Source organism: Pseudomonas sp. CFBP 13727, assembly GCF_014841915.1.
Lineage (GTDB): Bacteria > Pseudomonadota > Gammaproteobacteria > Pseudomonadales > Pseudomonadaceae > Aquipseudomonas > Aquipseudomonas baltica.
Genome location: NZ_JACYUT010000002.1, coordinates 251,033 through 278,029, shown reverse-complemented (window position 1 = coordinate 278,029; position 26,997 = coordinate 251,033). Strand labels below are relative to the sequence as shown.

The following is a 26,997-nucleotide window of genomic DNA, read 5'->3' as shown; positions in this document are numbered from 1 at the left end:
GCCTGCGAGCCACATCCCTGCCTTTGGCACGACTCATGCTCTACACTCTTCAACGAAGCCGGTAACTACCCAGCCGCCGGATTTCGCCGTACCCCGAGGGCCTGCGGGCTCGATAAAAAAAACAAAGTCGAGGATTCATTGATGCGTATCGTTCCAAAACTCCTGAGCGCCGCCATTGCCGCCGCGCTGATCAGTACTCCAGCATTGGCTGCCGAACTCACCGGCACTCTGAAGAAAATCAAGGATTCGGGCACCATCACCCTCGGTCACCGCGACGCATCCATCCCCTTCTCGTACATCGCCGATGCGTCCGGCAAGCCGGTCGGCTACTCGCACGACATCCAGCTCAAGGTAGTCGAGGCCCTGAAAAAGGACCTCGACATGCCCGACCTGAAGGTCAAGTACAACCTGGTGACGTCGCAGACCCGTATTCCACTGGTCCAGAACGGCACCATCGACCTGGAATGCGGTTCCACCACCAACAACGCCGAACGCGCCCAGCAGGTCGATTTCTCCGTGGGCATTTTCGAGATCGGCACCCGTCTGCTGAGCAAGAAAGATTCCTCCTACAAGGATTTCGACGACCTGAAAGGCAAGAACGTCGTCACCACCGCCGGCACCACCTCCGAGCGCATTCTCAAGTCCATGAACGCCGACAAGCAGATGGGCATGAACATCGTCTCGGCAAAAGACCATGGCGAGTCCTTCCAGATGCTCGAATCGGGCCGCGCCGTCGCCTTCATGATGGACGACGCCCTGCTCGCCGGCGAAATGGCCAAGGCCAAGAAGCCCACCGACTGGGAAGTCACCGGCACGCCGCAGTCCTATGAAATCTACGGCTGCATGGTGCGCAAGGGTGACGAGCCGTTCAAGAAAGCGGTCGACGACGCGATCAAGGCCACCTTCGCTTCCGGCGACATCAACGGCATCTACGACAAGTGGTTCAGCCAGCCGATCCCGCCAAAGGGCCTGAACCTGGGCTTCCCCATGAGCGAGGAGCTCAAGGCGCTGATCGCCAACCCCAACGACAAGCCGGCTCCCGACAAGAAGTCGTAAGCACCACCCTGCCTTCACTCGAGCGCCGCCCGGCGTTCGAGTGAAAGCCTGTGCCCGTGAATCAATTTCCGAGGGGTATTCCCCATGAATTACAACTGGGACTGGAGCGTCTTCTTCAAGTCCACTGGCGTCGGCAGCGAGATCTACCTGGATTGGTACATCTCCGGCCTGGGCTGGACCATCGCCATTGCCGTGGTCGCCTGGATCATCGCCCTGCTGCTGGGCTCCGTGCTGGGTGTCATGCGCACCGTACCGAGCCGCTGGGTCTCGGGCATCGCGACCTGCTACGTCGAACTGTTCCGCAACGTGCCGTTGCTGGTGCAGCTGTTCATCTGGTATTTCCTGGTCCCCGACCTGCTGCCCGAAGGCATGCAGGAGTGGTACAAGCAGGACCTCAACCCGACCACCTCGGCATTCCTCAGCGTAGTGGTGTGCCTGGGCCTGTTCACCGCGGCGCGTGTCTGCGAGCAGGTGCGTACCGGTATTCAGGCGCTGCCCCACGGTCAGGAATCGGCCGCCAGGGCAATGGGCTTCCGCCTGCCGCAGATCTACTGGAACGTGCTGCTGCCGCAGGCCTACCGCATCATCATTCCACCGCTTACCTCCGAATTCCTCAACGTGTTCAAGAACTCGTCGGTGGCATCGTTGATCGGTCTGATGGAATTGCTGGCGCAAACCAAGCAGACCGCGGAGTTCTCGGCCAACCTGTTCGAGGCCTTCACCCTGGCCACGCTGATCTACTTCACCCTGAACATGAGCCTGATGCTGTTGATGCGCGTGTTCGAGCGCAGACTCGCCGTGCCTGGGCTGATCTCCCTGGGAGGTAAATGATGGACTTCAGTGGAATCATTCCGGCGTTGCCGGGCATGTGGAACGGCATGGTCATGACCTTGCAGCTGATGGTGCTGGGCGTCATCGGCGGCATTGCCCTGGGCACGGTGCTGGCCTTGATGCGCCTGTCTTCGAACAAGCTGCTGTCGCGCTTCGCCGGTGCCTACGTCAACTACTTCCGCTCCATTCCGTTGCTGCTGGTCATCACCTGGTTCTACCTGGCGGTGCCTTTCGTGCTGCGCTGGATCACCGGCGAAGACACCCCGGTCGGTGCCTTCACCTCGTGCCTCGTGGCGTTCATGATGTTCGAGGCCGCGTACTTCTGTGAAATCGTGCGGGCCGGCGTGCAGTCCATCTCCAAGGGCCAGATGGGTGCCGCGCAAGCGCTGGGCATGAACTACGGTCAGACCATGCGCCTGATCATCCTGCCCCAGGCGTTCCGCAAGATGACCCCGCTGCTGCTGCAGCAGAGCATCATCCTGTTCCAGGACACTTCGCTGGTTTACACCGTGGGCCTGGTGGACTTTCTCAACTCGGCGCGCGCCAGCGGCGACATCATTGGCCGGGCCAATGAATTCCTGATCTTCGCCGGCGTGGTGTATTTCCTCATCAGCTTCAGCGCCTCCCTTCTGGTCAAGCGTCTGCAAAAAAGGTTAGCCGTATGATCTCCATCAAGAATATCAACAAGTGGTATGGCGACTTCCAGGTGCTCACCGATTGCAGCACCGACGTCAAGAAAGGTGAAGTGGTCGTGGTGTGCGGGCCTTCGGGTTCGGGCAAGTCGACCCTGATCAAGTGCGTGAATGCGCTGGAGCCTTTCCAGAAAGGCGACATCGTGGTCGACGGCACGTCCATCGCCGATCCCAAGACCAATCTGCCCAAGCTGCGTTCGCGCGTGGGCATGGTGTTCCAGCACTTCGAGCTGTTTCCGCACCTGACCATCACCGAAAACCTGACCATCGCGCAGATCAAGGTGCTGGGCCGCAGCAAGGAAGAAGCCACCAAAAAGGGCCTGCAGCTGCTCGAACGCGTCGGCCTCTCCGCCCACGCCCACAAGCACCCCGGCCAGCTGTCCGGCGGCCAGCAGCAGCGCGTGGCGATTGCCCGCGCCCTGGCCATGGACCCGGTAGTCATGCTGTTCGACGAACCGACTTCGGCGCTCGACCCGGAAATGGTCAACGAAGTGCTCGACGTGATGGTGCAACTGGCCCACGAAGGCATGACCATGATGTGCGTGACCCACGAAATGGGTTTTGCCCGCAAGGTGGCCAACCGGGTGATCTTCATGGACCAGGGACAGATCGTCGAAGACTGCCCCAAGGAAGAATTCTTCGGCGATGTCAGCGCGCGGTCCGATCGCGCCCAGCAGTTCCTCGCCAAGATCTTGCAGCACTGATGACCGGCCGTCCTGCGCCCGCACTGCCGGGCGCAGGACGCTGGCTGCATGAAGGCGACTGTGATGAAATGCCTGCCCGCCACAAAGCCTGACCTGATCGTGAAGCCCCGCCTGATTCGACAATTGTTCCTGCCGCCGCTGATCCTGCTGTTGACGCTGGGCCTGGGCTACGTGGGTTTTCTGGTCAGCGAGCACAACAGCATTCGCGCCCTGAGCGAAAACGGCGAACGGCAGCTTGAACTGCACGCGCGCGCCGTCGAAAGCGAAATCACCAAGTACACCTACCTGCCCAGCCTGCTGGAACTCGAAGACAGTGTCTCGACCCTGCTCAACGAGCCCGACGGCGAGCACCGCCAGGCGGTCAACGATTACCTGGAAGGCCTCAATCGCCGCAGCCGCAGCCGCGCCATCTACGTGCTCGACACCACGGGCCGCGTACAGGCCACCAGCAACTGGCGCGATGCCGACAGTTTTCTCGGTGAGGACCTGTCATTCCGCGGTTATTTCCAGGCCGCCATTCGCGGCCAGCCCGGGCGTTTCTACGGCATCGGCAGCACCACCGGCGAGCCCGGCTATTTCCTTGCCCACGGCCTGGAGGAGCACGGCAAGCTGATCGGCGTGGCCGTGATCAAGGTGCGCCTGGAAGCACTGGAAGAGCGCTGGCAGAAGGCTCGCCTGGAGGCCTTCGTCAGCGACGAGAACGGCATCATCATTCTTTCCAGCGATCCGGCGCGGCGCCTGAAGTCGGTGCGTCCGTTGACTCCGGAAATCAAGGAACGCCTGGCGCGCAGCCTGCAGTACTACTGGTGGCCGCTCAACGAGCTCGAACCGCTCGCTCGCCAGCGTCTGGCCGATGGGGTGGAGTTGCTCACCTTCACGACCCACACCGACAAGCCGGGCAAGGACATCGACGTCACCTACCTGTCGCAGTCGCGGCGCCTGGCCGACACGCCCTGGCGGTTCACGCTGCTGACCTCCATGCAGGACCTGCGGCACGAAGCCATCGTGCAGGGCGTGCTCGTGGCCGTGGCCTTTGCCCTGCTAGCGTTCTTGCTGATTGCCTGGAACGAGCGACGCAAGGTGCTGGCCACCCGCCTTGCCGCCCGTGAAGCGCTGGAACAGGCCAACAGCCATCTGGAGCGGCGCATCGCCGAACGTACCCAGGACCTGCGCGCCAGCAACGAACGCCTCAAGGGCCAGATTCGCGAACGCCGCCAGGCCGAGGAAACCCTGCGCAAGGCCCAGGACGAGCTGGTGCAGGCAGGCAAGCTGGCCGCCATCGGCCAGATGTCCACCAGTATCGCCCACGAACTCAATCAACCGCTGGCAGCCTTGCGCACCCTGTCGGGCAATACCGTGCGCTTTCTGGAACGCGGTGCGCTGGACACGGCCAGCACCAATCTGAGCACCATGAATGAACTGATCGACCGCATGGGGCGCATCACCGCCAGCCTGCGCTCTTTCGCCCGCCGCGGCGACGACAAGGGCCAGGCCAGCCTGGGCAAGGCGCTGGACGGTGCGCTGCAGGTGCTCGCCAGTCGCATCGAGGCCAGTGGCCTGAACGTGCAGCGCAACTGCAGCGAAATGCAGCTGGCTATCGACCAGACCCGCCTGGAACAGATTCTGGTCAACCTGATCGGCAACGCCCTGGATGCCACTGCCGGCCAGCCGCAGCCCACGCTCTGGCTGGACGGCCGCATGGAGGGTGAGCGCTACGCCGTGCAGGTGCGCGACAACGGCCACGGCATCGACGTCGAGACCCGCAAGCATCTGTTCGAGCCCTTTTTCACCACCAAGCCCGGCGATCACGGGCTGGGGCTGGGGCTGACCCTGTCGGCCAGCCTGGCGGCGGCCGCCGGTGGCAACCTGGCCGTCGAGCACCCCGCCGACGGTGGCACCACTTTCATTCTCAGCCTGCCGCTTGCGGCAGCGTCGCCCAGCGAGTCGCCATGAACGCCCTGACCGTCCTGATCGTCGAAGACGACCCCCACGTACTGCTCGGCTGCCAGCAGGCCCTGGCGCTGGAAGACATTCCCAGCCAGGGCGTGGCCAGCGCCGAGGCCGCGCTGGCCTGCATCGGCGACGACTTTGCCGGCATCGTGGTCAGCGATATCCGCCTGCCCGGCATGGACGGCCTGGAACTGCTGAGCCAGCTGAAGGCGCGTGACCCCAGCCTGCCCGTGGTGCTGATCACCGGCCACGGCGACATTTCCATGGCCGTGGGTGCCATGCGCAGCGGCGCCTATGACTTCATGGAGAAGCCCTTCTCGCCCGAGCGCCTGGTGGACGTGGTGCGCCGCGCGCTGGAGCGACGCGGGCTGGCGCGCGAGGTCAGTTCGCTGCGCCGGCAATTGGCCGAACGCAGTTCGCTGGAAGGCCGCATCATTGGCCGCTCGCCCGCCATGCACAACCTGCGCGAGCTGATCGCCAACGTCGCCGACACCTCGGCCAACGTGTTGATCGAGGGTGAAACCGGGACCGGCAAGGAACTGGTCGCCCGCTGCCTGCACGATTTCAGCCGGCGCCAGCCACAGCCATTCGTGGCGCTCAATTGCGGCGGCCTGCCGGAACAGCTGTTCGAAAGCGAGATATTCGGCCATGAGGCCAATGCCTTCACCGGCGCCGGCAAGCGCCGCATCGGCAAGATCGAGCATGCCGACCAGGGCACGCTGTTTCTCGACGAAGTGGAAAGCATGCCGATACCGCTGCAGATCAAGCTGCTGCGGGTACTGCAGGAGCGCACACTGGAACGCCTGGGGTCGAACCAGAGCATTGCCGTCGACTGTCGCCTGATCGCCGCCACCAAGGCCGACCTGGACGCGTTGAGCCGACAGAACCAGTTCCGCAGCGACCTGTATTACCGCCTCAACGTGGTGACGCTGGAACTGCCGCCGCTGCGCGAGCGCCGTGAAGACATTCTCGAGCTGTTCGAGCATTTCCTGCAGATGGCCGCGCTGCGCTTCGACCGTGAGCCGCCCGAGCTCGATGCACCAACCTTGTCGCGCCTGATGAGCCATGACTGGCCCGGCAACGTCCGCGAGCTACGCAACGTGGCCGAGCGCTACGCACTGGGTTTGCCGGCCTTCAAGAAAAACGGTGCAGCCACCGTGGTCAGCCTGGGCTTTTCCGAAGCGGTAGAAGCGTTCGAGCGCAACCTGCTGACCGAGGCCCTGCAGCGTACGGCGGGCAATCTCAGCCAGGCCAGCCTCGAGCTGGGCATGGCCAAGACCACTCTGTTCGACAAGGTCAAGAAATACGGGCTGAACTGAGATAGGTGATGGGCTTGCGGGCCTCTTCGCGGGCGCTGCACTGTCCCACAAGGGTTTGGGCTAAACGGAGCCCCTGTGGGAGCGGGCTCTGCTCGTGAAAAGGCCCTCCCCGACACCCAGTCAGCTACAACCCCGCCAACACCCCCTCGCGCTGGCGCTGCTGCGCCAGGTAAGGCAGCACCGCACCCAGCAGCGGCGCCTTGAAGGCTTCCTGGAAACGATGCGCCAATCCCGGTATGAGCCGTAACTGACTGCCTTGGATATGCGCCGCCAGATGCACCCCGTGCATCACCGGCAACAACGGATCGGCCGTGCCGTGCACCACCAGTGTCGGCACCCGCAGGCGATTGAGCAGCGCCACGCGGCTGGGCTCGGCAAGAATCGCCAGGATCTGCCGCTGCACCCCTTGCGGATTGAACGCCCGATCGTATGACAGCTGTGCCTGATGCAGCAATTCGGCGCGGTCGTCGGCGACCTGCGGGCTGCCCAGCGCCGCCAGCAAATCGGCCTGCTGCTCCAGTGCCAGTTCACGGTTCGGCGCGCTGCGCTTGGCCAGCAGTTGCAGCAACGCCGGGCGCGGCTCGGGCAGGCCCGGCGCACCCGAGCTGGACATGATCAAGGTCAGGCTCTGCACCCGCTGCGGCGCACGATCGGCCAGGCGCTGAGCGATCATTCCACCCATGCTGGCGCCCAGCACGTGGAAACGCTGCACCTGCAGGGCGTCCATCAGCCCCAGTGCGTCGTCGGCCATGTCGGTCAGGCTGTACGGGGCCGACACCGCCAAGCCCAGCTTGTAGCGCAGCACCTCGAATGTGAGGTTGGCCGACGGCGGCGCCTGTGACCAGGTGGACAGGCCGACATCGCGATTATCGAAGCGAATCACTCGAAAGCCCTGCTCACAGAGGGCGCTGACCACCTCGTCGGGCCAATCGATCAACTGTCCACCCAGCCCCATCACCAGCAACAGCGCAGGGTCCTGCGCACGTCCGATACTTTGATAGGCCAGGCTGACCTGAGCCAGCGGAGCGTGTTGAAGCGGAACATCGACATCGCAGCGCGCAGCTGCAAAAACCCACTGTCCGCACAGCAGCGCGGCCAGGAACACCAATAGACGCATGACTTACACCAGAACGCAGAACCCCATTGAGGCGCAAGTCTGATGACTTTTCATGCAGCGCGCTGCCACAGTTCTGTGACCGTTTGATGAACTCCGCCATACGGTCTTCCGTCCGATCTCAGGCCAGCCGCTGACGGGCCTGGCGCGCCGCCGCCACCATGTTGATCAGCGCCGCTTCGGTTTCGGGCCAGGCACGGGTCTTCAACCCGCAATCAGGGTTGACCCACAGCCGTTCGGCCGGGATCCGCGCTGCGGCCAGGGTCAACAGGCGCAGCATCTGCTCGGTGTCAGGCACGTGCGGTGAATGGATGTCGTATACCCCCGGACCCATGTCGTTGGGGTAGTCGAAGGCCTCGAACGCCTCCAGCAACTCCATGTCCGAGCGCGACGTCTCGATGGTAATCACATCGGCATCCATGGCTGCGATGGCCTGGATAACGTCGTTGAATTCGCTGTAGCACATGTGCGTATGAATCTGCGTGGCATCGGCCACGCCACTGGAGCACAGGCGGAACGCCTGCACGGCCCACTCCAGATAGGCTGGCCACTGCGCTCGGCGCAGAGGCAGGCCCTCGCGAAATGCCGCTTCGTCGATCTGGATGATGCGTACCCCCGCGCGCTCCAGGTCCTGCACTTCGTCGCGAACCGCCAGGGCCAACTGCCGCGCCTGGACTTCCCGGGGCAGGTCTTCGCGGGCGAACGACCATGCCAGCAAGGTCACCGGGCCGGTCAGCATGCCCTTGACCCACTTGGCCGTCTGCCGCTGGGCGTAAGTGATCCAGTCCACGGTCATGGCGTGGTCGCGGCTGATGTCGCCGTAGATGACCGCAGGCTTGACGCAGCGCGAGCCATAGCTCTGCACCCAGCCGAACCGCGTCAGCAGATAGCCGTCCAGTTGCTCGGCGAAGTATTCCACCATGTCGTTGCGCTCGGCCTCGCCGTGCACCAGCACATCCAGGCCCAGGCGCTCCTGGACCTGGATCGCATGACGAATCTCGCACTGCATGGCATCGGTGTAGTCGTTGGCCGAGAGCTTGCCGGCCTTGTAGGCCTGACGGGCCAGACGAATCGACGCGGTTTGCGGGAAGGAACCGATGGTGGTGGTGGGAAACGCCGGCAGGCGCAATTGCGCGCGCTGGACTTCGATGCGCGCGGCGAAGGCCGACGGCCGCCGACAGTCGGCGGCCGTGACCGCAGCCAGACGCGCTTGCACGGCAGGCTTGTGAATGCGCGGCGACTGCAGCCGGCTGGCCTGAACCGCCTGGCTCTGTGCCAGGGCCTGGCGTACCTGCGCAGCATCGGGCGTGTTCAGCGCCTGGCCAAGTACGGCGATCTCCTCGCACTTCTGCACGGCGAAGGCCAGCCAGCCCTTGAGTTCGGCATCGAGCCGGTCCTCGCGGCGCACATCGACCGGGCTGTGCAGCAGCGAGCACGAGCTTGCGACCCACAGGTTGGCACCAAAGCGCTCGCGGGCCTGGTGCAGCGACGCCAGTGCCTGCGCCAGATCGCAGCGCCAGACGTTGCGACCGTTGACCACTCCGAGCGACAGCACCTTGTAGGTCGGCAGACGGTCGAGCACGGCAGGCAGCTGTTCGGGTGCACGCACTAGGTCGACGTGCAGGCCGTCCACCGGCAGGCCCACCGCCAGGCCAAGGTTATCGTCGAGGCCGCCAAAGTAGGTCGCCAGCAGCTTCTTGAGCGGCGAATACTGAAGGATGTGATAAGCGCGCTCGAACGCGTTCTTCCATTCCTGGGGCAGATCCAGACACAAGATCGGTTCGTCGATCTGCACCCACTCGACGCCCTGCCTGGCCAGGCGCGAGAGGATTTCACCGTACACCGGCAGCAGTCGTTCGAGCAGATCGAGCTTGTCGAAGGGCTGGCCCTTGGTCTTGCCCAGCCACAGGTAGGTGAGCGGCCCGATCAGCACCGGCTTGACCTTGTGCCCCAGGGCGATGGCCTCGTCGACTTCCTCGAACAATTGCTCCCAGCTGAGCAGGAAGCGCTGGTCGGCGCTGAACTCGGGCACCAGGTAGTGATAATTGGTATCGAACCACTTGGTCAGCTCCAGTGCGTGCTGCGCCTGGCCTGCTTCGCCGTTGCAGCAGGTGTTGGCACCGCGGGCCATGGCGAACAGGGTATCGAGCGTGGGCCGGCCGTCGCTGCCCAGGGCCTTGGCGAATCGACTGGGCACCGCGCCGAAGGCCAGCGAATGGGCGAGCATCTGGTCATACCAGGCAAAGTCGCCCACCGGCAGCAACTCGACACCGGCCTGCGCCTGCAGCTGCCAGTGACGGGCACGCAGCTCGCGCCCTGCAAGGCGCAGCCCTGCCTGGTCGATGTCGCCTTTCCAATACGCTTCGAGCGCCTTCTTCAGTTCGCGGTCGGCGCCGATGCGAGGAAAGCCGAGGGTGTGGGCCAGTGCCATGGGTGCAGCTCCTTGTAAATGATGGCGCCATTGTCGACAACCTGGGCAACATGAGACAAACTCAATCTTTTCGTGTTGATCACAAGTCCTGCTCATGGAGACCCCGGTGCTCGAAATCCGTCACCTGAAAACCCTGCACGCCCTGCGCGAGGCCGATAGCCTGGTGGAAGCCGCCGAGCGTCTGCACCTGACCCAATCGGCACTCTCCCATCAATTCAAGGAGCTGGAAGAGCGCCTGGGCCTGCAGCTGTTCGTGCGCAAGACCAAGCCGATTCGCTTCACCAGCGCCGGGCTGCGCCTTCTGCAATTGGCCGATGCCACGCTGCCACTGCTACGGGGTGCCGAGCGCGACATCGCCCGGCTGGCCGGTGGCACGGCGGGTCGGCTGCACATGGCCATCGAATGCCACAGCTGCTTCCAATGGCTGATGCCGACCATCGACCAGTTCCGCGATGCCTGGCCGGAAGTGGAACTGGACCTGGCCTCCGGCTTCGCCTTCGCGCCACTGCCAGCCCTGGCCCGCGGCGACCTCGACCTGGTGGTCACCTCGGACCCGCTGGAACTGCCCGGCATTACCTATGTGCCGCTGTTCACCTACGAAGCCATGCTGGCGGTGGCCAACCAGCACGCGCTGGCGGGCAAGCCCTTCATCGTGCCGGAAGACCTGGCCAGTGAAACACTCATCACCTACCCGGTGGAGCGCGATCGACTGGACATCTTCACCCGCTTCCTGGAGCCGGCCGATATCGAGCCGGCGCAAGTGCGCACCTCGGAACTGACGGTGATGATGATGCAGTTGGTGGCCAGCGGCCGAGGCGTGTGTGGCATGCCGCACTGGGCGTTGCACGAGTACAGTTCACGGGGCTATGTGAAGGCCAAGCGCCTGGGCGACAAAGGCCTGTTCGCCACGCTGTACGCGGCCGTGCGTACCGATATGCTCGACGCTCCGTACATGCGCGACTTTCTCCTCACGGCCAAGGACACCTCGTTCTCGACCCTGGACGGCGTCAGCGCGGTACGTTGATCGCCTGCTGCTGGACACGCCCTCAGCGGGCCATCCCCTCAGTGGACTATCCCCTCAATGGACTATCTAAGTAGCGCCCTGGCCTGGCGCGCAAGGTTCGTAATGTCGAGCGCGATGACCGCACCGGTCATCACCTCGACCTCAGGAACCGGGTTACATGCGCGATGCCAATCACACCTTCACTATTCGCCCGCTCGCATACCGCACCTATCCGATGCGCCACGACCACCTGTTGCAGGAAGGCTCCCTGCTTTGGGAACGCGCGCGCGCACGCTTGCAAGCACTCTTGCGCAGCGCCCCGCGCGCCCGCGATGCCCGCTCGATGCCCAACGCGGCGCCTGCGCGGGAGCAGGCACTGCAGCAGCGCTGGCGCGACTACTGGAACGGCCGCGCTGCGCATACTGCCATCTCGCGCCGCGCTGCAGCCGAGCAGGCCTTCCTCGACCATCTGCAGGCAGCCGCACGCCTGGCCTACTACCACGGACAGTTGAGCCACGCGCAACTGCTGCCACTGCTGACCTTGCTGGAAGGCGCCAACACCGCCGCAACAGCGTCGATCCATGTGCACACCCTTGCTCTGCACAGGGCCGAGGGCGCGAGACTGCAAGCGCCTGGTGCACTGCTGCTGACCCAGGTCGGCGACGGGCCTGCGGCGCAGCTGCTCTATCTGCCCTGCGGCGATCCGGCGCTGATCGCATTCGCTGATCGGCCCGCGTTGCACACCTATCTGCTGAAACACCGCTCGCAGATATGGACTCGGGCAACGGAGCAGACCGATGCCGCGATCGAGCTGAGCTATCCGCCAGCACAATTGGCCAGCGCCTGCGAGCAATGGCTGGACGACTGCGGCAGGCGCTATGTGGAAGAGGCACGCACCTTCCTCGCCGCCCGTGAACGGAACTCGAGCGCAAGCCCCGGCGAAGCCGCGATGCTGTCGGCCAGCGAACCGCCATTCGCCCGCCTGGCCTCGTTCGACGCACCCGAACCGGCGCAGCCGAGCGATGATTTTGCAGCCTTCGGCAGTCTGAGTCCGGACATTCCCCAGAGCCAGCGATGGGCCGAGGTCAAGCGCCAGCACCAGGCAATGCTGGACCTGCTCGGCGATGAACTTCGCGCGGGCGCAGACAGTCCCGGGTGGGTGCGCTTGAAAGCATTGCTGACGACCCTGACCGGCACCCAGCAGCGCGCAGCCCAGGCCGCTGCAGGGTTGCTCAGGTCTGCAAGGCTGGAGGACCTCTATCGTCTGCGCTACTTGCCCAACGTGCACTATTCGGCGCTTTACCAGGCCCGTCTGGACGGTCTGCGCGCCGAAGTGGCCGTGCAACAGGCGCTGGGTTTGTTGACCACGGCTCAGGTACAACTGATGCGCGCCGTGGTGTCGCATCCGCAAGCCAGCAAGCGCGGCGCCGAGGCCGGTATTGCCTGCGCCCTGACCCTGTCCATGTCGAACGTGACGGGCAGCGGCACCACCACCCATGTCCATGAACTGCACGGCGTGGCGGCATTCATGCACCCGCAGGCCCTGGAAGGCACAGGCTTTGTAATGCTGTACTGGCCGGGGCTGGGCGGCGGGCTGCAGGCCTTCCAATCGCTGGCCCAGCTCAAGCGTTCGTTGTTGCGCCTGGACAGCAGCGCAGACGCCATCACCTTGAAGCTGTCCCCGGTCGCGGGCGATATCTTCGACTACGGCCTGCAATGTCAATTGCACGCCTGCGAGGCGCAGGCCAGCGAGCTCATCGAAAAGCTGCCCGCCGCGACCCACTCGGCGCAGCGCCTGGAAGCCTTGCAGCGACTCACCACACACACCTGCGAGCAACTGCTGGTACCCACTCACGCCGCGCGGGACCGGGCCTATGTTCAACTGACCCAGGAGGGTTTCAGTGACCGCCTGGAAAGCGGCCTGCCCACTTGGCTGAAAACCCTGGAGGCCGATGATCGCCTGCGCCTCAAGTCGCTGATCAGCGATTACATCGGCGCCGCACGCGCGTCGAATCGTCAATTGGAACGTGATCTGCCGGACCTGGACCAGTACGCCGACGCGTTGCTGCAGCAGCGACTGCGCAGCGATTTCAACCTGACCGAGGACGTCGCGGTGGTGATCGATATCCCTGACCGGGTAGTCCATCGCAGGCACCCGGTGGCCGGCTCCGGGGCGCCCGGCACACCCCAGCACAGCGTGCCCACACCCGATGCCAAGCGCACACCGTGGCCGCTCGGCCGTCTGGCGCAGCACAATATCGATGCCGACATGTTGCAGCGCCTGGGCTTCATGCGCGTGCAGGTGACCGGTGCCGATAACGAACAATGCGTGCGAGTGGCGGCAGGTATCGACCTGAACTACCTGCGGCGAACGATCACCGACCTGAATGTGGCGCAAGCGTGCGAAGACAAGATCCGCCAAGCGTTTGTCGGCCGCACGGACCAGGCCCCGTACGCCTTGGCCCATCAACGTGAGTGCCTGCTCGAACCGGTGCGGCTGATGCTGCACATGCAAAGCGAGTACGCGCGCCATCAAGGCAGTATCAGCCGCAGCGGCATCGCCCTGGCATTGCTTGCCACCGACGCCGGCAGCGCTCTGGCCTATCAGGCAGGTGGCCGTGACGTGCAACTGCTGCCGGCTCGGCTGATGGCCGGCGGCAGCGATACCGACGATTCCCCCACCACGTTGTCCGGGGTCATCTTCATTCATGATCGCAAGGGTGGCCAGACCCTGCTGTACTTGCCCGACGCCCCCGACCAGCGCTGCCTGCGCGAGTTCGCAAGCCTGGAAGAAGCGCGTCTGCGCCTGTTCGCCCTGACGTTCGACGGCAAGATGGCCGACTATCTGGCCGATCGGGCCATCGTCGGCAACGCCGCCAGCCACAAGGCGCGGATCGAACAGGCAGGCCTGCGCGGCTTCGACCGCTTGATCGGCATCGGTCGCCCCTGGCCGGCAACGACTTCGCTCGCCAGCCATCTGCTCGACGCGCACATGGGCCGGCTGGTCGAAGCCCAGCGCCGACGTGGGCGCAGCAACGACGCCTTGTATTTGCAGCAAGCGGCGCTGGCCGATGGCAATGTCTTCAACTACCTGAAAATGGCCATCGGCGTGCTGCCGTTCGTAGGCACGGCAGTGGCCTTGTTCGACGCCTGGACGGCCGCCAATGCAGCGGTCGGTGCGCTGCGTGGCGGCCAGTTCGGCGAAGCGCTCAACCAGCTCGAGGCCTTGCTCTGCGCCCTGATCGACGCGGCCATGGACGTCCTGCCGGGCGCCGTTTCGGTACCTGGTGGCAGCCGCATGCTCGCGCGCAATCGCCAATGGTCGATGCTGGCGCGGCGTGCAGGCGCACCCGGCCCGACCCAGCACGCTCCGACCGGCCTGCCCAATCCATTCGCCGGCTACCAATACACCCTCCCGCTGGACCTCAGTGGCTTGCAGCCCGCCAGCCATGGCCTGTACCGGGGCATCTATCGCCACGCCAAAGGCGATTTCATCCTGCGCGACGGCCTGCCCTACCAGGTCACGCTGCACGCCAGCCCCCAGACCTGGCGGCTGCACGGCACCACGGGCAAGACCTACCGACAGCCCATCGCACTGGACCCGACCGGGCGCTGGCAAACCCACGGAGCGCTGTACGGCACACTGGTGGAGAACGGTCTGGCCGGCGGCGGTGGCGTGCTCGGCTACCTGGGCCACCGCGCGGCGGATGGCCTGCAACCGCTCTGGCCCGTCGCCATCCGCGAACGCCTGCCACGCTGGCTGGTGGATCGCCAGTACCGTCGCCACTTCGAACTGTCCAGCAGCATCGACCACCACAACAAGCTGCTGCGCGAGCAGCTGAACCGCAATGAAGCGCTGATCATGGAACACGCCGCCGACCCGCGCCAACGGGCCAGTGCCGAAGCCGCCTGCGCCAGTGACATCGCCCGGGGCGAGGCGCTGTACCGACTGCTGCAGGAGCATGAGGGCTATGTGTCGCGCGACTTTCTCAAGCGCAACCGGCAGTTCCAGAGCGAGGTGGCCTATATCGTTGCCGGGCGCAGGATCAACCATGCGAACCTGGCCAGGCGCTGGATCACCGAACTGACCGACACCCTCAATCAAACCCGTCCTGCCGGCGAACTGTTCGATCTGCCACAACGGCAGATGCTCGAACAGCGCCGCAGCCGCCTGGCCCTGGACGAGCAATTCGGCCTCATGGAACAGCGCCTGCAGCAGGCGCGCAGCTGGGCCGAACGCGTGACCCAGCGCAGCCAACGCGCGCCCCTGCGTGAGGTGCTCGAGGGCACGGCCGAAGTCGACCTGGAGATTGCCCGGGCCTCCAACCTGACCCAACTGGCGCACAAGACCGCCAACGCCAGCGATATTGCGCAGATGTTCCACCTGCTCGACACCCACGCCATGAGAAACCGCTTCCACCATGGCTTGGAAAGCCATTTCCAGTTGCTGGAAACCGCCGCCGGGCTGCGGGATAGGCAGAACGTGCTGCGCAGTTCACGGCAGATCTACGTCGAGTACCGCAACCAGCTGAACACGTGGGTACGCAACCGTCCGGATCGCTTCGAGCTTGCTTCGTTCGAAGGCATGATCCAGTCCCTGAATCGCTTGATCGAACATGCCGACCGGACGATGCCGCAACTGAGCAGTGGGGCGCAGCGGGCGAAACCCGCGACTCGCGCCACGCGGCGAGTGTTCGAAACCCACGAGCATGATTTCTTCATCGGTGACGCTGGCCAGGCGGCAGACGGCGAGCAGATTTTCACCCTGACCGGTGCGGGAGGCAGGCTCGAAACCTATCGGCGCGTGGCGGGCCAGTGGCGCCTGCAAGATGCCCCGTCAGACGGTTCGGCGCACACTCCATCGCGCCCCCTGCCCGCGCTGATCGCCGAGGGCCAGGCCTGGCTCGACGCCACCCCCGCCCATGAACGGCGGGTGCAGCGTTATGCGCTGCCGGGGGAAGCGCCCGCGAATCTGGAAGACCTCATGGTCAATCAGGGCCGGCAGCTGGAACTGCGTGCCCACGCGATCGAACAGCAGGCGCCGGCGCACGAACTTGCTCAACGCCTGCGCGCCCGCGCCAGAGAGCTCCGAGCCAAAGGCCGGGCATTGCGGATTCGTCAGGCCATGAACAGCCAAACGCCGACCGAGGGTTATCTGGACTATCTGGTCGAACAGCGCCAGGTCGATATCGTGCAGGTGGGGACGCGCCGCGACATCGCGAGCGCGAGGGATGAGGCTGATTTCCTGCAGGAGTACGTCATCCGCGACATCGGCGTCCAGCCGCCCGTGCCCCTGTGGTACGCGCACTTTCACTATCGTCGGGAGCGGGCTGCCTTCGAGCAGTTCGACAAGGCGCACATCAAGCGCCCCGAGCAACGCACGCTCGGCTTGCGCTGGCAAGAGGCCCACGGCAGCGATGCACAGCGCATCTGGCGCGGGCCCATCGGCAAGCCGCTGGCGGTGAAACTCTTCGGGGGATTGCAGGCGTGAACCGCCTGCCATGAACCGCTGCGCGACGCCCTCGGCGGCGAATGAAAACCGGCTGGCGAGGCACGTCGCTGCCGCTCGCTACATCAGGAACACAGTGGCCAGGCCAAGGAAGATGAAGAACCCGCCGCTGTCGGTGACAGCGGTGATCATCACGCTGGCGCCCATCGCCGGATCGCGCCCGAACCTGGCCAGGGCCATCGGAATAGACACCCCCATGAACGCGGCAAGCAGCAGGTTCAGGGTCATCGCCGCGGTCATCACCACGCCCAGCGACCAGCTGCCATACAGCAGATACGCCACCACCCCGATCACACCGCCCCAGACCACGCCGTTGACCAGCGCCACGCCCAGCTCCTTGCGCATCAGCCGCTTGGTGTTGCCGTTGCCATGGCTGACCTGGTCGAGGGCCATGGCCCGCACGATCATGGTAATGGTCTGGTTGCCAGAGTTGCCGCCGATACCGGCCACGATCGGCATCAGCGCCGCCAGGGCCACCAGCTTCTCGATCGAGCCCTCGAACAGGCCGATCACCCGCGACGCCATGAACGCCGTGATCAGGTTGATCGCCAGCCATGACCAGCGGTTGCGCAGCGAACGCCATACCGAGGCAAAGATATCCTCTTCCTCGCGCAGACCGGCGGTGCGCAGCGCTTCGCTTTCGCTTTCTTCACGAATCAGGTCGACCATCACGTCGATGGTCAAGCGGCCGATGAGCTTGCCGTGCTTGTCCACCACCGGCGCAGAGATCAGGTCGTAACGCTCGAACGCCTGCGCCGCTTCGTAGCCGTCTTCATCGGGATGGAAACTCACGGTGTCGCTGGCCATGATATCGGCCACTTGCTTGTCCGGGTCGTTGACCAGCAGGCGCTTGATCGGCAGTACGCCCTTGAGAATGCCGTCGGAGTCGACCACGAACAGTTTGTCGGTGTGGCCCGGCAGCTCCTTGAGACGGCGCAGGTAGCGCAGCACCACTTCCAGGCTGACGTCTTCGCGGATGGTGACCATCTCGAAGTCCATCAGCGCGCCGACCTGTTCGTCCTCGTAGCTGAGGGCCGAACGCACGCGCTCGCGCTGCTGTGCGTCGAGGGTTTCCATGAGCTCGTGAACCACGTCGCGCGGCAGTTCGGAGGCCAGGTCGGCGAGCTCGTCGGCGTCCATTTCCTTGGCCGCAGCGAGAATCTCGTGGTCATCCATGTCCGCGAGCAGCGTCTCGCGCACCGAGTCGGACACTTCCAGAAGAATATCGCCATCACGCTCGGCCTTGACCAACTGCCAGACCGTCAGACGTTCTTCCAGGGGCAAGGCTTCGAGTATGTAGGCGACGTCGGCGGAGTGAAGATCATCGAGCTTGCGCTGCAACTCGACCAGGTTCTGCCGGTGAACCAGATTCTCGACCAGCTCGTTGTGCTGGCCTTCCTGGCGGTGAGCCAGACTTTCGACGATACGCTGGCGCTGCAACAGGTCGACGACCTGGGCCAGGCGATCCTGCAGGCTTTCTTGCGTTTTCTTTGCTTCTACTTCAGACATAGGCGAACTCCACTCCCAGCAGTGGGCACGCCGGGAGAATCAATCAGTCGATTCTTGATTGGTATACAGCTTCAGCGAGTAACTACTGGGTAAGTCCATGGAAATTTTCCAAAGCCCCGGCGGGGCTGACGGGCGCAATCATACACAACTTGTACGGATTCATAGTGAAAAAAACTGGGTGAAACAACTGCTTGCGTGCGGCGCTTGATGTTCGCGCAGTACGGGGGTGGGACGACGCATTCGGTAAACAAAGCACAATGCGTGCAACGACAGTCGTGGCTAGGCTGCAGGACGACATGAACCGCAACCAAGGACGAACACCGGTGCGCATACCCTCCTCCATTCTTCTGCTGGTGGTCTTGGCGGCCCATCACTCGGCCAACGCTGCCGTGGTGCAACGCTGCGAAGGCCCTCAGGGCCACATCACGTTCACCCACTCGAACTGCCCCGAAACCCAGCCCTGGGCCTATCAGCGCGCGCTGAATCCCTCGTCCGGAAGAAAACCCATGGCGCGCAAGGCTGCGCCCCGCCCTCTGCCGGTGACCATCGTCGAAGATGGAACGCGCACGCCCCTGGCTGCGCCAGCCGCGGCGCCGCAGTCGGCAACGAAAAAAGCCAGCCGTTCGAAGAAAAAGCGAAAACCCAGGTATCTGGCCGGGGAGCAGACGCCACCGTCCAAAAAACGCAAAACGCGGAAAGCAAAAAGCCCGCAATAAATGCGGGCTTTTCACTTGTATGGTGCACTCGACAGGATTCGAACCTGTGACCGCTCGGTTCGTAGCCGAGTACTCTATCCAGCTGAGCTACGAGTGCAGGTGGTATTTTGTTGGACCAGGCTACCACTGGTTGAAACAGAAGCTGCAGACATTGCTGAAAACAACTTCTTGATTGGTGCACTCGACAGGATTCGAACCTGTGACCGCTCGGTTCGTAGCCGAGTACTCTATCCAGCTGAGCTACGAGTGCATTTGTTGCCGCGCATTATAGGCCGTCGAATTCTTTTGTAAAGCACTTTTTCAGTAATTTCAACAACTTACGAAAAAGCCAAGTTCAACGTACTACGCAAATAATGGCGGAGAACGGGGGATTCGAACCCCCGACACCCTTTTGAGGTGTACTCCCTTAGCAGGGGAGCGCCTTCGGCCACTCGGCCAGCTCTCCGCAACACGGGGCGTATATTAACCACCTTCTTCCCCGTTTGCAAACATAAAAAACGATAAAAATTAATGGCTTGGTTCGTCGTCCTTCTCTTTCTTGATCCGCAGGTAGATTTCTTCGCGGTGGACGGCCACTTCCTTGGGTGCATTCACCCCGATTCGTACCTGGCCACCTTTCACTCCAAGCACCGTGATGGTGATTTCGCCGTCGCCAATGATCAGGCTTTCCGCGCACCGGCGAGTCAGAATCAGCATACCTTTCTCCTTACGCTTTCATTTCAGGGACAACACAGTCTGCAAACAAGGGCACGAATCCATGGTGGGAAAGCCATGGACATAGCCCGAAAACAAAGAAGGGCGCGGTTAGCCGCGCCCTTCTCTCACTGCCTGTTACTCACCCTGTCGGGCGGCATCGAGCTCGAAGGCCGTGTGCAGCGCGCGCACGGCCAGCTCCAGGTACTTTTCCTCGATGACCACAGAGACCTTGATCTCGGAAGTGGAGATCATCTGGATGTTGATGCTTTCCTTGGCCAGGGCTTCGAACATGCGGCTGGCGACGCCGGCGTGCGAGCGCATGCCGACACCGACGATCGACACCTTGGCGATCTTGGCATCGCCGACCACCTGCCGCGCACCGATCTCGCTGGCGGTCTGTTCCAGCACGGCCAGGGCCGCCTGATAGTCGTTGCGGTGCACGGTGAAGGTGAAGTCGGTGGTGTTATCGTGAGAAACATTCTGCACGATCATGTCGACTTCGATGTTGGCCGCGCTGATCGGGCCGAGGATCTTGAAGGCCACGCCGGGGGTGTCTGGCACGCCACGGATGGTCAGCTTGGCCTCATCGCGGTTGAAGGCGATGCCGGAAATGATCGGCTGTTCCATGGATTCCTCTTCATCAATGGTAATGAGGGTACCCGGACCCTCCTGGAAGCTGTGCAGGACGCGCAGCGGGACGTTGTACTTGCCGGCGAATTCCACCGCACGGATCTGCAGCACCTTGGAGCCGAGACTGGCCATTTCGAGCATTTCCTCGAAGGTGATCTTGTCCAGGCGCCGGGCCTGGGCAACCACGCGAGGGTCGGTGGTGTAGACACCATCGACGTCGGTGTAGATCTGGCACTCGTCGGCCTTCAGCGCGGCCGCCAGGGCGACGCCGGTGGTGTCCGAACCACCACGACCCAGGGTGGTGATGTTGCCGCTTTCGTCGACCCCCTGAAACCCTGCCACCACTACCACCCGGCCGGCCTTGAGGTCGGCACGGATCTTCTGGTCGTCGATCTGCAGGATGCGCGCCTTGTTGTGCGCGCTGTCGGTCAGAATGCGCACCTGGTTGCCGGTGTACGACACCGCATCCACGCCGCGCTTGATCAGCGCCATGGCCAACAGCGCGATGGTCACCTGCTCGCCGGTCGAGACGATCACGTCCAGTTCGCGAGGTACCGGTTGGTCGCTGATCTGCTTGGCCAGCGAAATCAGGCGATTGGTCTCGCCACTCATGGCCGAAAGCACGACCACCAGGTCATCGCCGGCATCGTGGAATTTCTTCACCTTGTCGGCAACCTGTTCGATACGTTCGACAGTGCCAACCGAGGTGCCGCCAAATTTCTGTACGATCAAAGCCATTTCAAAGCCGCCTCAGCCCGTGAAGGGCGCCCATTAAATACAACACCGGGCTCGCCGTGCACAGCACGAGCCCTGCGAGGGTTGAATCAGATCGCGTGTTCGACGAAAGGCACGGCCAGGGCCAGCGCAGCGTCCAGGGCGCTGGCATCGATGCCGCCACCCTGGGCCATGTCCGGGCGACCACCGCCCTTGCCACCGACGGCCGTCGCGGCCTGTTTCATCAGGTCGCCGGCCTTGAGCCGGGCCGTCAGCTCCTTGGTCACCCCGGACACCAGCACGACCTTGTCGTCGTGCACGCCGCCGAGCAGGATGACGGCCTGGCCCAGCTTGTTCTTCAACTGGTCGACCAGCGCCAGCAACGCCTTGCCGTCCTGGCCGTCGATGCGCGCGGCCAGCACCTTCACGCCCTTGACCTCGACCGCCGAGGAAGAAAGGTCGTCGCCGGCGGCGCTGGCGGCCTTGGCCTGCAACTGTTCCAGCTGCTTTTCCAGGGCGCGGTTGCGTTCGATCACGGCCGCCAGCTTGTCGATCAGGTTGTCGCGGCTGCCCTTGACCAGTTGCGCGGCTTCCTTGAGCTGCTCTTCGGCCTGGTTCAGGTAGTTCAAGGCGGTCGCGCCGGTTACCGCTTCGATGCGGCGCACGCCCGAGGCGACGCCACCTTCGCTGGTGATTTTCAGCAGGCCGATGTCACCGGTGCGCTTGGCATGGATGCCCCCGCACAGCTCCACCGAGAAGTCGCCACCCATGGTCAGCACGCGCACGGTGTCGCCGTACTTCTCGCCGAACAGGGCCATGGCGCCCTTCTTGCGCGCCTCGTCGATCGGCATCTCTTCGGTCTGCACCGGGGTGTTCTTGCGAATCTCGGCGTTGACGATGTCTTCCAGGGCCTTGATCTGTTCGGGCTTGATCGACTCGAAGTGGCTGAAATCGAAGCGCAGACGCTGACTGTCGACCAGCGAGCCTTTCTGCTGTACGTGATCGCCCAGCACCTGGCGCAGCGCTGCGTGCAGCAAGTGGGTGGCGGAGTGGTTCAGGCCGGTGGCCTGTTGCAGGGTCTGGTCGACCACGGCACTGACCTCGGCACCGACCGCCAGATCGCTCAATACGGCCACGCCATGGTGCAGGAAGGCGCCGCTGGTCTTGGTGGTGTCGCGCACATCGAAGCGCGAACCGCCGGCCAGCAGGTAGCCACGGTCACCGACCTGGCCACCGGACTCGCCGTAGAACGGAGTCTGGTCGAGGATCACCACGCCCTCCTCGCCTTCCCTGAGCACGTCGACGGCGGCACCGTCCTTGTACAGCGCAACCACCTTGCCGTTGCCGTGGGTGGCGTCGTAACCCAGGAACACGGTCGGAACGTCGACCTTGATCAGGCTGTTGTAGTCCATGCCGAACGAGCTGGCGGAACGGGCGCGTTCGCGCTGGGCGTTCATCTCGCGCTCGAAGCCGGCTTCGTCCAGGGTGAGCTCGCGCTCGCGGGCGATATCGCCGGTCAGGTCCATCGGGAAGCCGTAGGTGTCGTACAGCTTGAACACCACATCACCTGGAACCACGCTGCCCTTGAGCTCGGCCAGATCCTGCTCGAGAATCTTCAGGCCCTGCTCCAACGTCTTGGCGAACTGCTCTTCCTCGGCCTTGAGCACGCGTTCGATGTGCGCCTGCTGGCCCTTGAGTTCGGGGAAGGCATCGCCCATCTCGGCGACCAGTGCAGCGACGATCTGGTAGAAGAAGCTGCCCTGGGCACCCAGCTTGTTGCCGTGACGGCAGGCGCGGCGAATGATGCGGCGCAGCACGTAGCCACGGCCTTCGTTGGACGGCAGTACGCCGTCGGCGATCAGGAAGCCGCAGGAACGGATATGGTCGGCCACGACCTTGAGTGACGCCTGGCCCTGGTTGGCGCAACCGATGGCGCTGGCCGATGCGTCGAGCAGACTCTGGAACAGGTCGATTTCATAGTTGGAATTGACATGCTGCAGCACCGCGCTGATCCGTTCCAGGCCCATGCCGGTGTCCACCGACGGCGCCGGCAAGGGATGCAACACCCCATCGGCGGTGCGGTTGAACTGCATGAACACGTTGTTCCAGATCTCGATGTAGCGGTCGCCGTCTTCCTCGGGCGAGCCGGGTGGGCCACCCCAGATGTCGGCACCGTGATCGTAGAAGATCTCGGTGCAGGGGCCGCACGGGCCGGTGTCGCCCATGGTCCAGAAGTTGTCGGACGCATAGGGCGCGCCCTTGTTGTCGCCGATGCGGACCATGCGCTCGGCCGGCACGCCGATCTCTTTGGTCCAGATATCGTAGGCTTCGTCATCGCTGGCGTAGACCGTGACCCAGAGTTTTTCCTTGGGCAGGTTCAGCCACAGTTCGGAGGTCAGGAAGGTCCAGGCGTAGGTGATCGCGTCGCGCTTGAAATAGTCGCCGAAACTGAAGTTGCCGAGCATCTCGAAAAAGGTGTGGTGGCGGGCGGTGTAGCCGACGTTTTCCAGGTCGTTGTGCTTGCCACCGGCACGCACGCACTTCTGGCTGCTTACGGCACGGGTGTAGGCCCGCTTTTCCTGGCCCAGGAAGCAGTCCTTGAACTGGTTCATCCCCGCGTTGGTGAACAGCAGGGTCGGGTCGTTGCCCGGGATCAGGGAGCTGGAGGCGACTCGGGTATGGCCTTGCTCCTCGAAGAAGCGAAGGAAGGCTTCACGGATTTCTGCGCTTTTCATAGGTTCTTCCACGACAGGCTGCGGCCAGAGGCCAGTGCGCACGCCCGGCAGGCGATGCGACGGCAAAGGGCCGCATTATATAGGCCCTGCGGCCGGGGTACAGCGTGTTTATACGATTGGCCCACTCAATTGGACAGCAGGACGCTCAGGTGCGGGCGAAATCGGCGAATACGTCGATGACCTGCTCGATCTGCGCCGCATCCACATCCAGATGAGTGACCATGCGCAGGCGTGGCGCGGCACTCACGGTGACACCGCGGGTGGCCGCGAAGTCCTTGAACGCGCCGGCGCGGCCATCCAGGTGTACATAGACCATGTTGGTCTGCACTGCCTCGACGGTGTAACCCAGCGCCAGCAGGCCCTCGGCCAGACGCGCGGCGTGGGCGTGATCCTCGGCCAGGCGCTGCACCTGATGATCCAGCGCATACAGGCCGGCGGCGGCGAGGATTCCGGCCTGGCGCATGCCGCCGCCGACCATCTTGCGCAATCGTCGTGCCTTGGCGATGAAGTCCAGGCTGCCGCACAGCACCGAACCGACCGGCGCGGCGAGCCCCTTGGACAGGCAGACCGAAACCGAATCGAAATAGCGGGTGATCTGCTCGGCCTCGACTCCAAGCTTGACCGCCGCGTTGTACAGCCGGGCGCCATCGAGGTGCAGTTGCAGCCCATGCTCGCGAGTGAAGTCGCGGGCCTGGGCCAGGTAACTCAACGGCAGCACCTTGCCTTGCATGGTGTTTTCCAACGCCAGCAGTCGGGTGCGGGCAAAGTGGAAATCATCGGGCTTGATCGCCGCCCTGACCTGATCCAGGTCCAGCGTGCCGTCGGCCTGGAACTCCAGCGGTTGTGGCTGGATCGAACCCAGCACGGCGGCACCGCCGCCCTCGTACTTGTAGGTATGGGCCTGCTGGCCGACGATGTATTCCTCGCCACGCTCGCAGTGCGCCATCAGGCCGAGCAGGTTGCTCATGGTGCCACTGGGCACGAACAGCCCCGCAGCGAACCCCAGGCGTTTTGCCAGTTCGGCTTCGAGGCGGTTGACGGTCGGGTCTTCGCCATAGACATCATCGCCGGTGGGCGCCGCGTGCATGGCCGCCAGCATGGCGGGAGTAGGCTGGGTAACGGTATCGCTGCGCAGGTCGATGATGGACATGATGGCCTCGGGTTCGTGTCAGCTTCTATTACTGCGGATTGCAGGGCCATGAATCAAGCCTTGTCGAAACATTTGCTCACGCGCTGTTCAGCTCGCCCGCAAATATGTTACAAAAGTTGCGCCACCCACTGGGGTGGCAAACGTTCTCAGGGCGGGGTGCAACTCCCCACCGGCGGTAATGGCGCGCAATGCGCCGAGCCCGCGAGCGCTTGCAAGCCGGCAACGGCGTGCAAGGTCAGCAGACCCGGTGTGATCCCGGGGCCGACGGTCATAGTCCGGATGAAGAGAGAACGGGATTGCGACACCTTCAAAAGGCCAACGCAGGGCCGTGCCATGCGCATGTACCCATAGATCCCCTTCGATCCACATGCCCTGTTTTTTTCTTGAACAGGAGTGAACCGATGCAACCCACTGCAATTGACAGCAAAAGCCACACCCACGAACGGATCGCTTTCGTCCAGGCTTGCTGGCACAAGGATATTGTCGATCAGAGCCGCAAAGGCTTCGTCGAGGAAATGCGCGTGCTGGGCTATCAGGAAGCCGACATCGATTTCTACGAGGTCGGCGGCGCCTTCGAAATTCCGCTGCACGCCAAACTGCTGGCCAAGAGCGGGCGCTATGCCGCCGTGGTCGGCGCTGCCCTGGTGGTAGACGGCGGTATCTACCGTCACGAATTCGTCGCCCAGACGGTGGTCAGCGCGCTGATGCAGGTTCAGCTGGAAACCGAAGTGCCGGTATTCTCGGTGGTACTGACCCCGCATCACTTCCATGACGGCGAACAGCACCACACCTACTTCTTCAATCACTTCCTGCACAAAGGCGCGGAAGCTGCACGCACCGTGGCCGATACCGTGCAGAAAGTACGCGCCCTGCGTCGCCTGCAGCAGCAGCAGAAAAGCGCCTGAGCCTCAGGCCTGCGGAGTCGGCACGATGAGAATGCCGGCGCGCAGGCCATTGGCAACCTTGGGGTTGGGGAAAATGATCCGCGCGCCCTGCTCTTCTACCACCCAGCGCTGCCCGGCGCCGTCTTCGGCCAGCAGATAGCCTGGCGCCAGCTCGGTGAAATTCTCGATGTCGTCATCCAGGTGCAGGCGGAAGGCGTCCGTGTGCTTGATGACCTCGCGCGACACTGAAAACAGCTCCAGCTGCACCAGCGGCTGATCGAGGTCCGCCTCGCGGCCTTCGATCAGCTCGCGCAGGCTGGCGTCCAGACGCGTCAGATCGACCTCGGCGTTCTGCCCGAACGGCCTCGCTTTGCCCAGTTCCAGGGTGAACGCCTCGGCGTCCAGCTGCTCGTAGGTGAACGCGCTGAACGTAATGGAGGACTTGTTCTGCAGCAACACCGCGCGCATGCCTGCCGCCTGCAGGCGTACCAGCTCTTTGCGGGAGTGCTCGCGCCCCTGCTTCCAGGGGTACAGCGCGAACTGCTCGATCCGTGAGCCACGAATGGCCGTGTGCAGGTCGTAATGCAGGCGCGTGCGTTGCGGCAGGCTGAAGAAGGTCGTGGCCAGGCGTTCCAGTTCGCAGGCGCGCAAGGCTTCATTGCCACTGGCAGCGGCATGCCGGCCGTTGAACAGGCGGTTGACGTCGCGCTCGATGTAGCGCGCACCCCGGCGCATGGCTTCGGGGTTGCCGAGCAGGAACAGAATGCGCGCGCGAGGAATCAGCTGGCCCCGGGCGATGGCCTGCAGCAGGCTGTCGAGCAGCTCGATGGGCGCGGTTTCATTGCCGTGCACACCGGCCGACAGCAGCAGGTCAAGGCCGCTGTCGGTGGCGGCAGGTGGCCGCACCTCCAGGGCGCCTTCTCCGAGCCAGCGCAGGCAGACGCCGCCGGTGGTCAGCTGGATCTTCTGCGTCGGCTCGTGGCCGGCCAAGGTCAGTTCGAGCAGTTTGCCAAGAGCGAGCATGGGGCGGCGTCCCTGAAGGATGAGGTTTTAGTGGTTGCAGTCGGGACCGTGAACGTGGCCGTCTTCGTCCTCGGCACCGGCGTCGGCCGGCTCCATTTCCAGCTGCAGGCTGACCAGGTTGGTCGCCAGCGGGCGCAGCAACAGGTTGGCGTATTCGGCGTCGCCTTCCTCGACGTCCACACCGATCAGCAACTGGCCGCGGCCGTCATGCTGGATCCAGACTTCCTTGCCCTGCCAGACCACGCAGAAGCGCGTGCAGGAGGTTTCCAGCTGGGTGCCATCGGTGTCTTCGAGAATCAAGCGCAGGGCGTCGGACATAGGTGTACCTCGA

19 protein-coding genes, 3 tRNA genes and 1 riboswitch are annotated in these 26,997 nt (G+C 63.8%); of the genes, 10 read left to right on the top strand and 12 right to left on the bottom strand.

Features of this window, described 5'->3' with window-relative positions; genetic code table 11:
* The first annotated feature begins 141 nt into the window (after positions 1 to 141).
* The 6 genes from IFT76_RS08710 to IFT76_RS08685 all read left to right on the top strand — a co-directional run bounded on the left by IFT76_RS08710 (position 142) and on the right by IFT76_RS08685 (position 6,552).
* A complete protein-coding gene (locus IFT76_RS08710; protein WP_192057904.1) occupies positions 142 to 1,056 on the top strand; it encodes a glutamate/aspartate ABC transporter substrate-binding protein in 915 nt (304 codons plus the stop codon).
* Positions 1,057 to 1,140: 84 nt separating this feature from the next.
* Positions 1,141 to 1,887, top strand: coding sequence for an amino acid ABC transporter permease (locus IFT76_RS08705; protein ID WP_122476340.1), 747 nt, complete (start codon positions 1,141 to 1,143; stop codon positions 1,885 to 1,887).
* Positions 1,884 to 2,552 (top strand): amino acid ABC transporter permease, encoded by a 669-nt coding sequence (locus IFT76_RS08700; protein ID WP_163007425.1) that lies wholly within the window; start codon positions 1,884 to 1,886, stop codon positions 2,550 to 2,552. The genes IFT76_RS08705 and IFT76_RS08700 overlap by 4 nt, the downstream gene beginning before the upstream one ends.
* Positions 2,549 to 3,283: an amino acid ABC transporter ATP-binding protein gene (locus IFT76_RS08695; protein WP_122476344.1), complete on the top strand. Its 735-nt coding sequence runs from the start codon at positions 2,549 to 2,551 to the stop codon at positions 3,281 to 3,283. Before IFT76_RS08700 ends, IFT76_RS08695 begins: the two co-directional genes overlap by 4 nt.
* A gap of 63 nt (positions 3,284 to 3,346) precedes the next feature.
* The gene (locus IFT76_RS08690) at positions 3,347 to 5,236 is read left to right on the top strand and encodes a sensor histidine kinase (protein WP_192057902.1); all 1,890 of its coding nucleotides are present in this window, start codon (positions 3,347 to 3,349) and stop codon (positions 5,234 to 5,236) included.
* Positions 5,233 to 6,552, top strand: coding sequence for a sigma-54-dependent transcriptional regulator (locus IFT76_RS08685; RefSeq protein ID WP_122476348.1), 1,320 nt, complete (start codon positions 5,233 to 5,235; stop codon positions 6,550 to 6,552). The genes IFT76_RS08690 and IFT76_RS08685 overlap by 4 nt, the downstream gene beginning before the upstream one ends.
* Before the next feature lie 124 nt (positions 6,553 to 6,676).
* On the opposite strand, the gene IFT76_RS08680 is transcribed toward IFT76_RS08685, so the two are convergent.
* Both IFT76_RS08680 and metE read right to left on the bottom strand, forming a co-directional pair.
* The gene (locus tag IFT76_RS08680) at positions 6,677 to 7,669 is read right to left on the bottom strand and encodes an alpha/beta fold hydrolase (protein ID WP_122476350.1); all 993 of its coding nucleotides are present in this window, start codon (positions 7,667 to 7,669) and stop codon (positions 6,677 to 6,679) included.
* A gap of 118 nt (positions 7,670 to 7,787) precedes the next feature.
* Positions 7,788 to 10,097, bottom strand: coding sequence for a 5-methyltetrahydropteroyltriglutamate--homocysteine S-methyltransferase (gene metE, locus IFT76_RS08675; protein ID WP_192057900.1), 2,310 nt, complete (start codon positions 10,095 to 10,097; stop codon positions 7,788 to 7,790).
* Between the two features lie 106 nt (positions 10,098 to 10,203).
* Here metE and metR point away from each other — a divergent pair, with 106 nt between their 5' ends.
* Together metR and IFT76_RS08665 are read left to right on the top strand one after the other, a co-directional pair.
* Entirely contained in the window at positions 10,204 to 11,121 is a 918-nt protein-coding gene (gene metR / locus IFT76_RS08670; RefSeq protein ID WP_043193202.1) for a transcriptional regulator MetR, read from the top strand.
* 157 nt (positions 11,122 to 11,278) lie between these two features.
* On the top strand, positions 11,279 to 16,591 hold the full coding sequence (locus IFT76_RS08665; protein WP_192057898.1) for a dermonecrotic toxin domain-containing protein: 5,313 nt from the start codon (positions 11,279 to 11,281) through the stop codon (positions 16,589 to 16,591).
* Between the two features lie 78 nt (positions 16,592 to 16,669).
* Here the strand turns inward: IFT76_RS08665 and mgtE are convergent, their stop codons facing one another.
* Positions 16,670 to 18,118 (bottom strand): magnesium transporter, encoded by a 1,449-nt coding sequence (mgtE, locus tag IFT76_RS08660; protein WP_122476355.1) that lies wholly within the window; start codon positions 18,116 to 18,118, stop codon positions 16,670 to 16,672.
* 296 nt (positions 18,119 to 18,414) lie between these two features.
* Here mgtE and IFT76_RS08655 point away from each other — a divergent pair, with 296 nt between their 5' ends.
* The gene (locus tag IFT76_RS08655) at positions 18,415 to 18,834 is read left to right on the top strand and encodes a hypothetical protein (RefSeq protein WP_192057897.1); all 420 of its coding nucleotides are present in this window, start codon (positions 18,415 to 18,417) and stop codon (positions 18,832 to 18,834) included.
* 20 nt (positions 18,835 to 18,854) lie between these two features.
* Here the strand turns inward: IFT76_RS08655 and IFT76_RS08650 are convergent.
* From IFT76_RS08650 to ltaE, 7 genes are all read right to left on the bottom strand, one after another.
* A tRNA-Arg gene (locus IFT76_RS08650) sits at positions 18,855 to 18,931 on the bottom strand.
* Positions 18,932 to 19,007: 76 nt separating this feature from the next.
* Positions 19,008 to 19,084 (bottom strand) — tRNA-Arg (locus tag IFT76_RS08645).
* Positions 19,085 to 19,188: 104 nt separating this feature from the next.
* Positions 19,189 to 19,279, bottom strand: a tRNA-Ser gene (locus tag IFT76_RS08640).
* 62 nt (positions 19,280 to 19,341) lie between these two features.
* Positions 19,342 to 19,530: a carbon storage regulator CsrA gene (gene csrA, locus IFT76_RS08635; protein WP_122476357.1), complete on the bottom strand. Its 189-nt coding sequence runs from the start codon at positions 19,528 to 19,530 to the stop codon at positions 19,342 to 19,344.
* Positions 19,531 to 19,665: 135 nt separating this feature from the next.
* Complete coding sequence (locus IFT76_RS08630) at positions 19,666 to 20,898, bottom strand: aspartate kinase (RefSeq protein ID WP_122476359.1); 1,233 nt, start codon at positions 20,896 to 20,898, stop codon at positions 19,666 to 19,668.
* Positions 20,899 to 20,984: 86 nt separating this feature from the next.
* Positions 20,985 to 23,609, bottom strand: a complete 2,625-nt coding sequence (gene alaS / locus IFT76_RS08625; RefSeq protein ID WP_192057896.1) for an alanine--tRNA ligase — start codon at positions 23,607 to 23,609, stop codon at positions 20,985 to 20,987.
* A 145-nt stretch (positions 23,610 to 23,754) separates the two neighbouring features.
* Positions 23,755 to 24,759 carry a low-specificity L-threonine aldolase gene (ltaE, locus tag IFT76_RS08620; RefSeq protein WP_192057895.1) on the bottom strand — a complete coding sequence of 335 codons (1,005 nt, stop codon included), beginning with the start codon at positions 24,757 to 24,759 and terminating at the stop codon, positions 23,755 to 23,757.
* Positions 24,760 to 24,897: 138 nt separating this feature from the next.
* Positions 24,898 to 25,055, top strand: a riboswitch (FMN riboswitch).
* 105 nt (positions 25,056 to 25,160) lie between these two features.
* Between ltaE and IFT76_RS08615 the strand changes: the two genes are divergently transcribed.
* Positions 25,161 to 25,664 (top strand): 6,7-dimethyl-8-ribityllumazine synthase, encoded by a 504-nt coding sequence (locus IFT76_RS08615; protein ID WP_122476365.1) that lies wholly within the window; start codon positions 25,161 to 25,163, stop codon positions 25,662 to 25,664.
* Positions 25,665 to 25,667: 3 nt separating this feature from the next.
* Here IFT76_RS08615 and astE read toward each other — a convergent pair whose 3' ends face one another.
* Entirely contained in the window at positions 25,668 to 26,666 is a 999-nt protein-coding gene (gene astE / locus IFT76_RS08610; protein ID WP_192057894.1) for a succinylglutamate desuccinylase, read from the bottom strand.
* Between the two features lie 27 nt (positions 26,667 to 26,693).
* The gene (locus tag IFT76_RS08605) at positions 26,694 to 26,984 is read right to left on the bottom strand and encodes a topoisomerase II (RefSeq protein WP_122476369.1); all 291 of its coding nucleotides are present in this window, start codon (positions 26,982 to 26,984) and stop codon (positions 26,694 to 26,696) included.
* Positions 26,985 to 26,997 lie beyond the last annotated feature (13 nt).

Coding starts and splice junctions, on each gene's coding strand:
- IFT76_RS08710 (WP_192057904.1), top strand. CDS start 142: ATGCGTATCGTTCCAAAACTCCTGAGCGCCGCCATTGCCGCCGCGCTG.
- IFT76_RS08705 (WP_122476340.1), top strand. CDS start 1,141: ATGAATTACAACTGGGACTGGAGCGTCTTCTTCAAGTCCACTGGCGTC.
- IFT76_RS08700 (WP_163007425.1), top strand. CDS start 1,884: ATGATGGACTTCAGTGGAATCATTCCGGCGTTGCCGGGCATGTGGAAC.
- IFT76_RS08695 (WP_122476344.1), top strand. CDS start 2,549: ATGATCTCCATCAAGAATATCAACAAGTGGTATGGCGACTTCCAGGTG.
- IFT76_RS08690 (WP_192057902.1), top strand. CDS start 3,347: ATGAAATGCCTGCCCGCCACAAAGCCTGACCTGATCGTGAAGCCCCGC.
- IFT76_RS08685 (WP_122476348.1), top strand. CDS start 5,233: ATGAACGCCCTGACCGTCCTGATCGTCGAAGACGACCCCCACGTACTG.
- IFT76_RS08680 (WP_122476350.1), bottom strand. CDS start 7,669: ATGCGTCTATTGGTGTTCCTGGCCGCGCTGCTGTGCGGACAGTGGGTT.
- metE (WP_192057900.1), bottom strand. CDS start 10,097: ATGGCACTGGCCCACACCCTCGGCTTTCCTCGCATCGGCGCCGACCGC.
- IFT76_RS08665 (WP_192057898.1), top strand. CDS start 11,279: ATGCGCGATGCCAATCACACCTTCACTATTCGCCCGCTCGCATACCGC.
- mgtE (WP_122476355.1), bottom strand. CDS start 18,118: ATGTCTGAAGTAGAAGCAAAGAAAACGCAAGAAAGCCTGCAGGATCGC.
- IFT76_RS08655 (WP_192057897.1), top strand. CDS start 18,415: ATGAACCGCAACCAAGGACGAACACCGGTGCGCATACCCTCCTCCATT.
- csrA (WP_122476357.1), bottom strand. CDS start 19,530: ATGCTGATTCTGACTCGCCGGTGCGCGGAAAGCCTGATCATTGGCGAC.
- IFT76_RS08630 (WP_122476359.1), bottom strand. CDS start 20,898: ATGGCTTTGATCGTACAGAAATTTGGCGGCACCTCGGTTGGCACTGTC.
- alaS (WP_192057896.1), bottom strand. CDS start 23,609: ATGAAAAGCGCAGAAATCCGTGAAGCCTTCCTTCGCTTCTTCGAGGAG.
- ltaE (WP_192057895.1), bottom strand. CDS start 24,759: ATGTCCATCATCGACCTGCGCAGCGATACCGTTACCCAGCCTACTCCC.
- IFT76_RS08615 (WP_122476365.1), top strand. CDS start 25,161: ATGCAACCCACTGCAATTGACAGCAAAAGCCACACCCACGAACGGATC.
- astE (WP_192057894.1), bottom strand. CDS start 26,666: ATGCTCGCTCTTGGCAAACTGCTCGAACTGACCTTGGCCGGCCACGAG.
- IFT76_RS08605 (WP_122476369.1), bottom strand. CDS start 26,984: ATGTCCGACGCCCTGCGCTTGATTCTCGAAGACACCGATGGCACCCAG.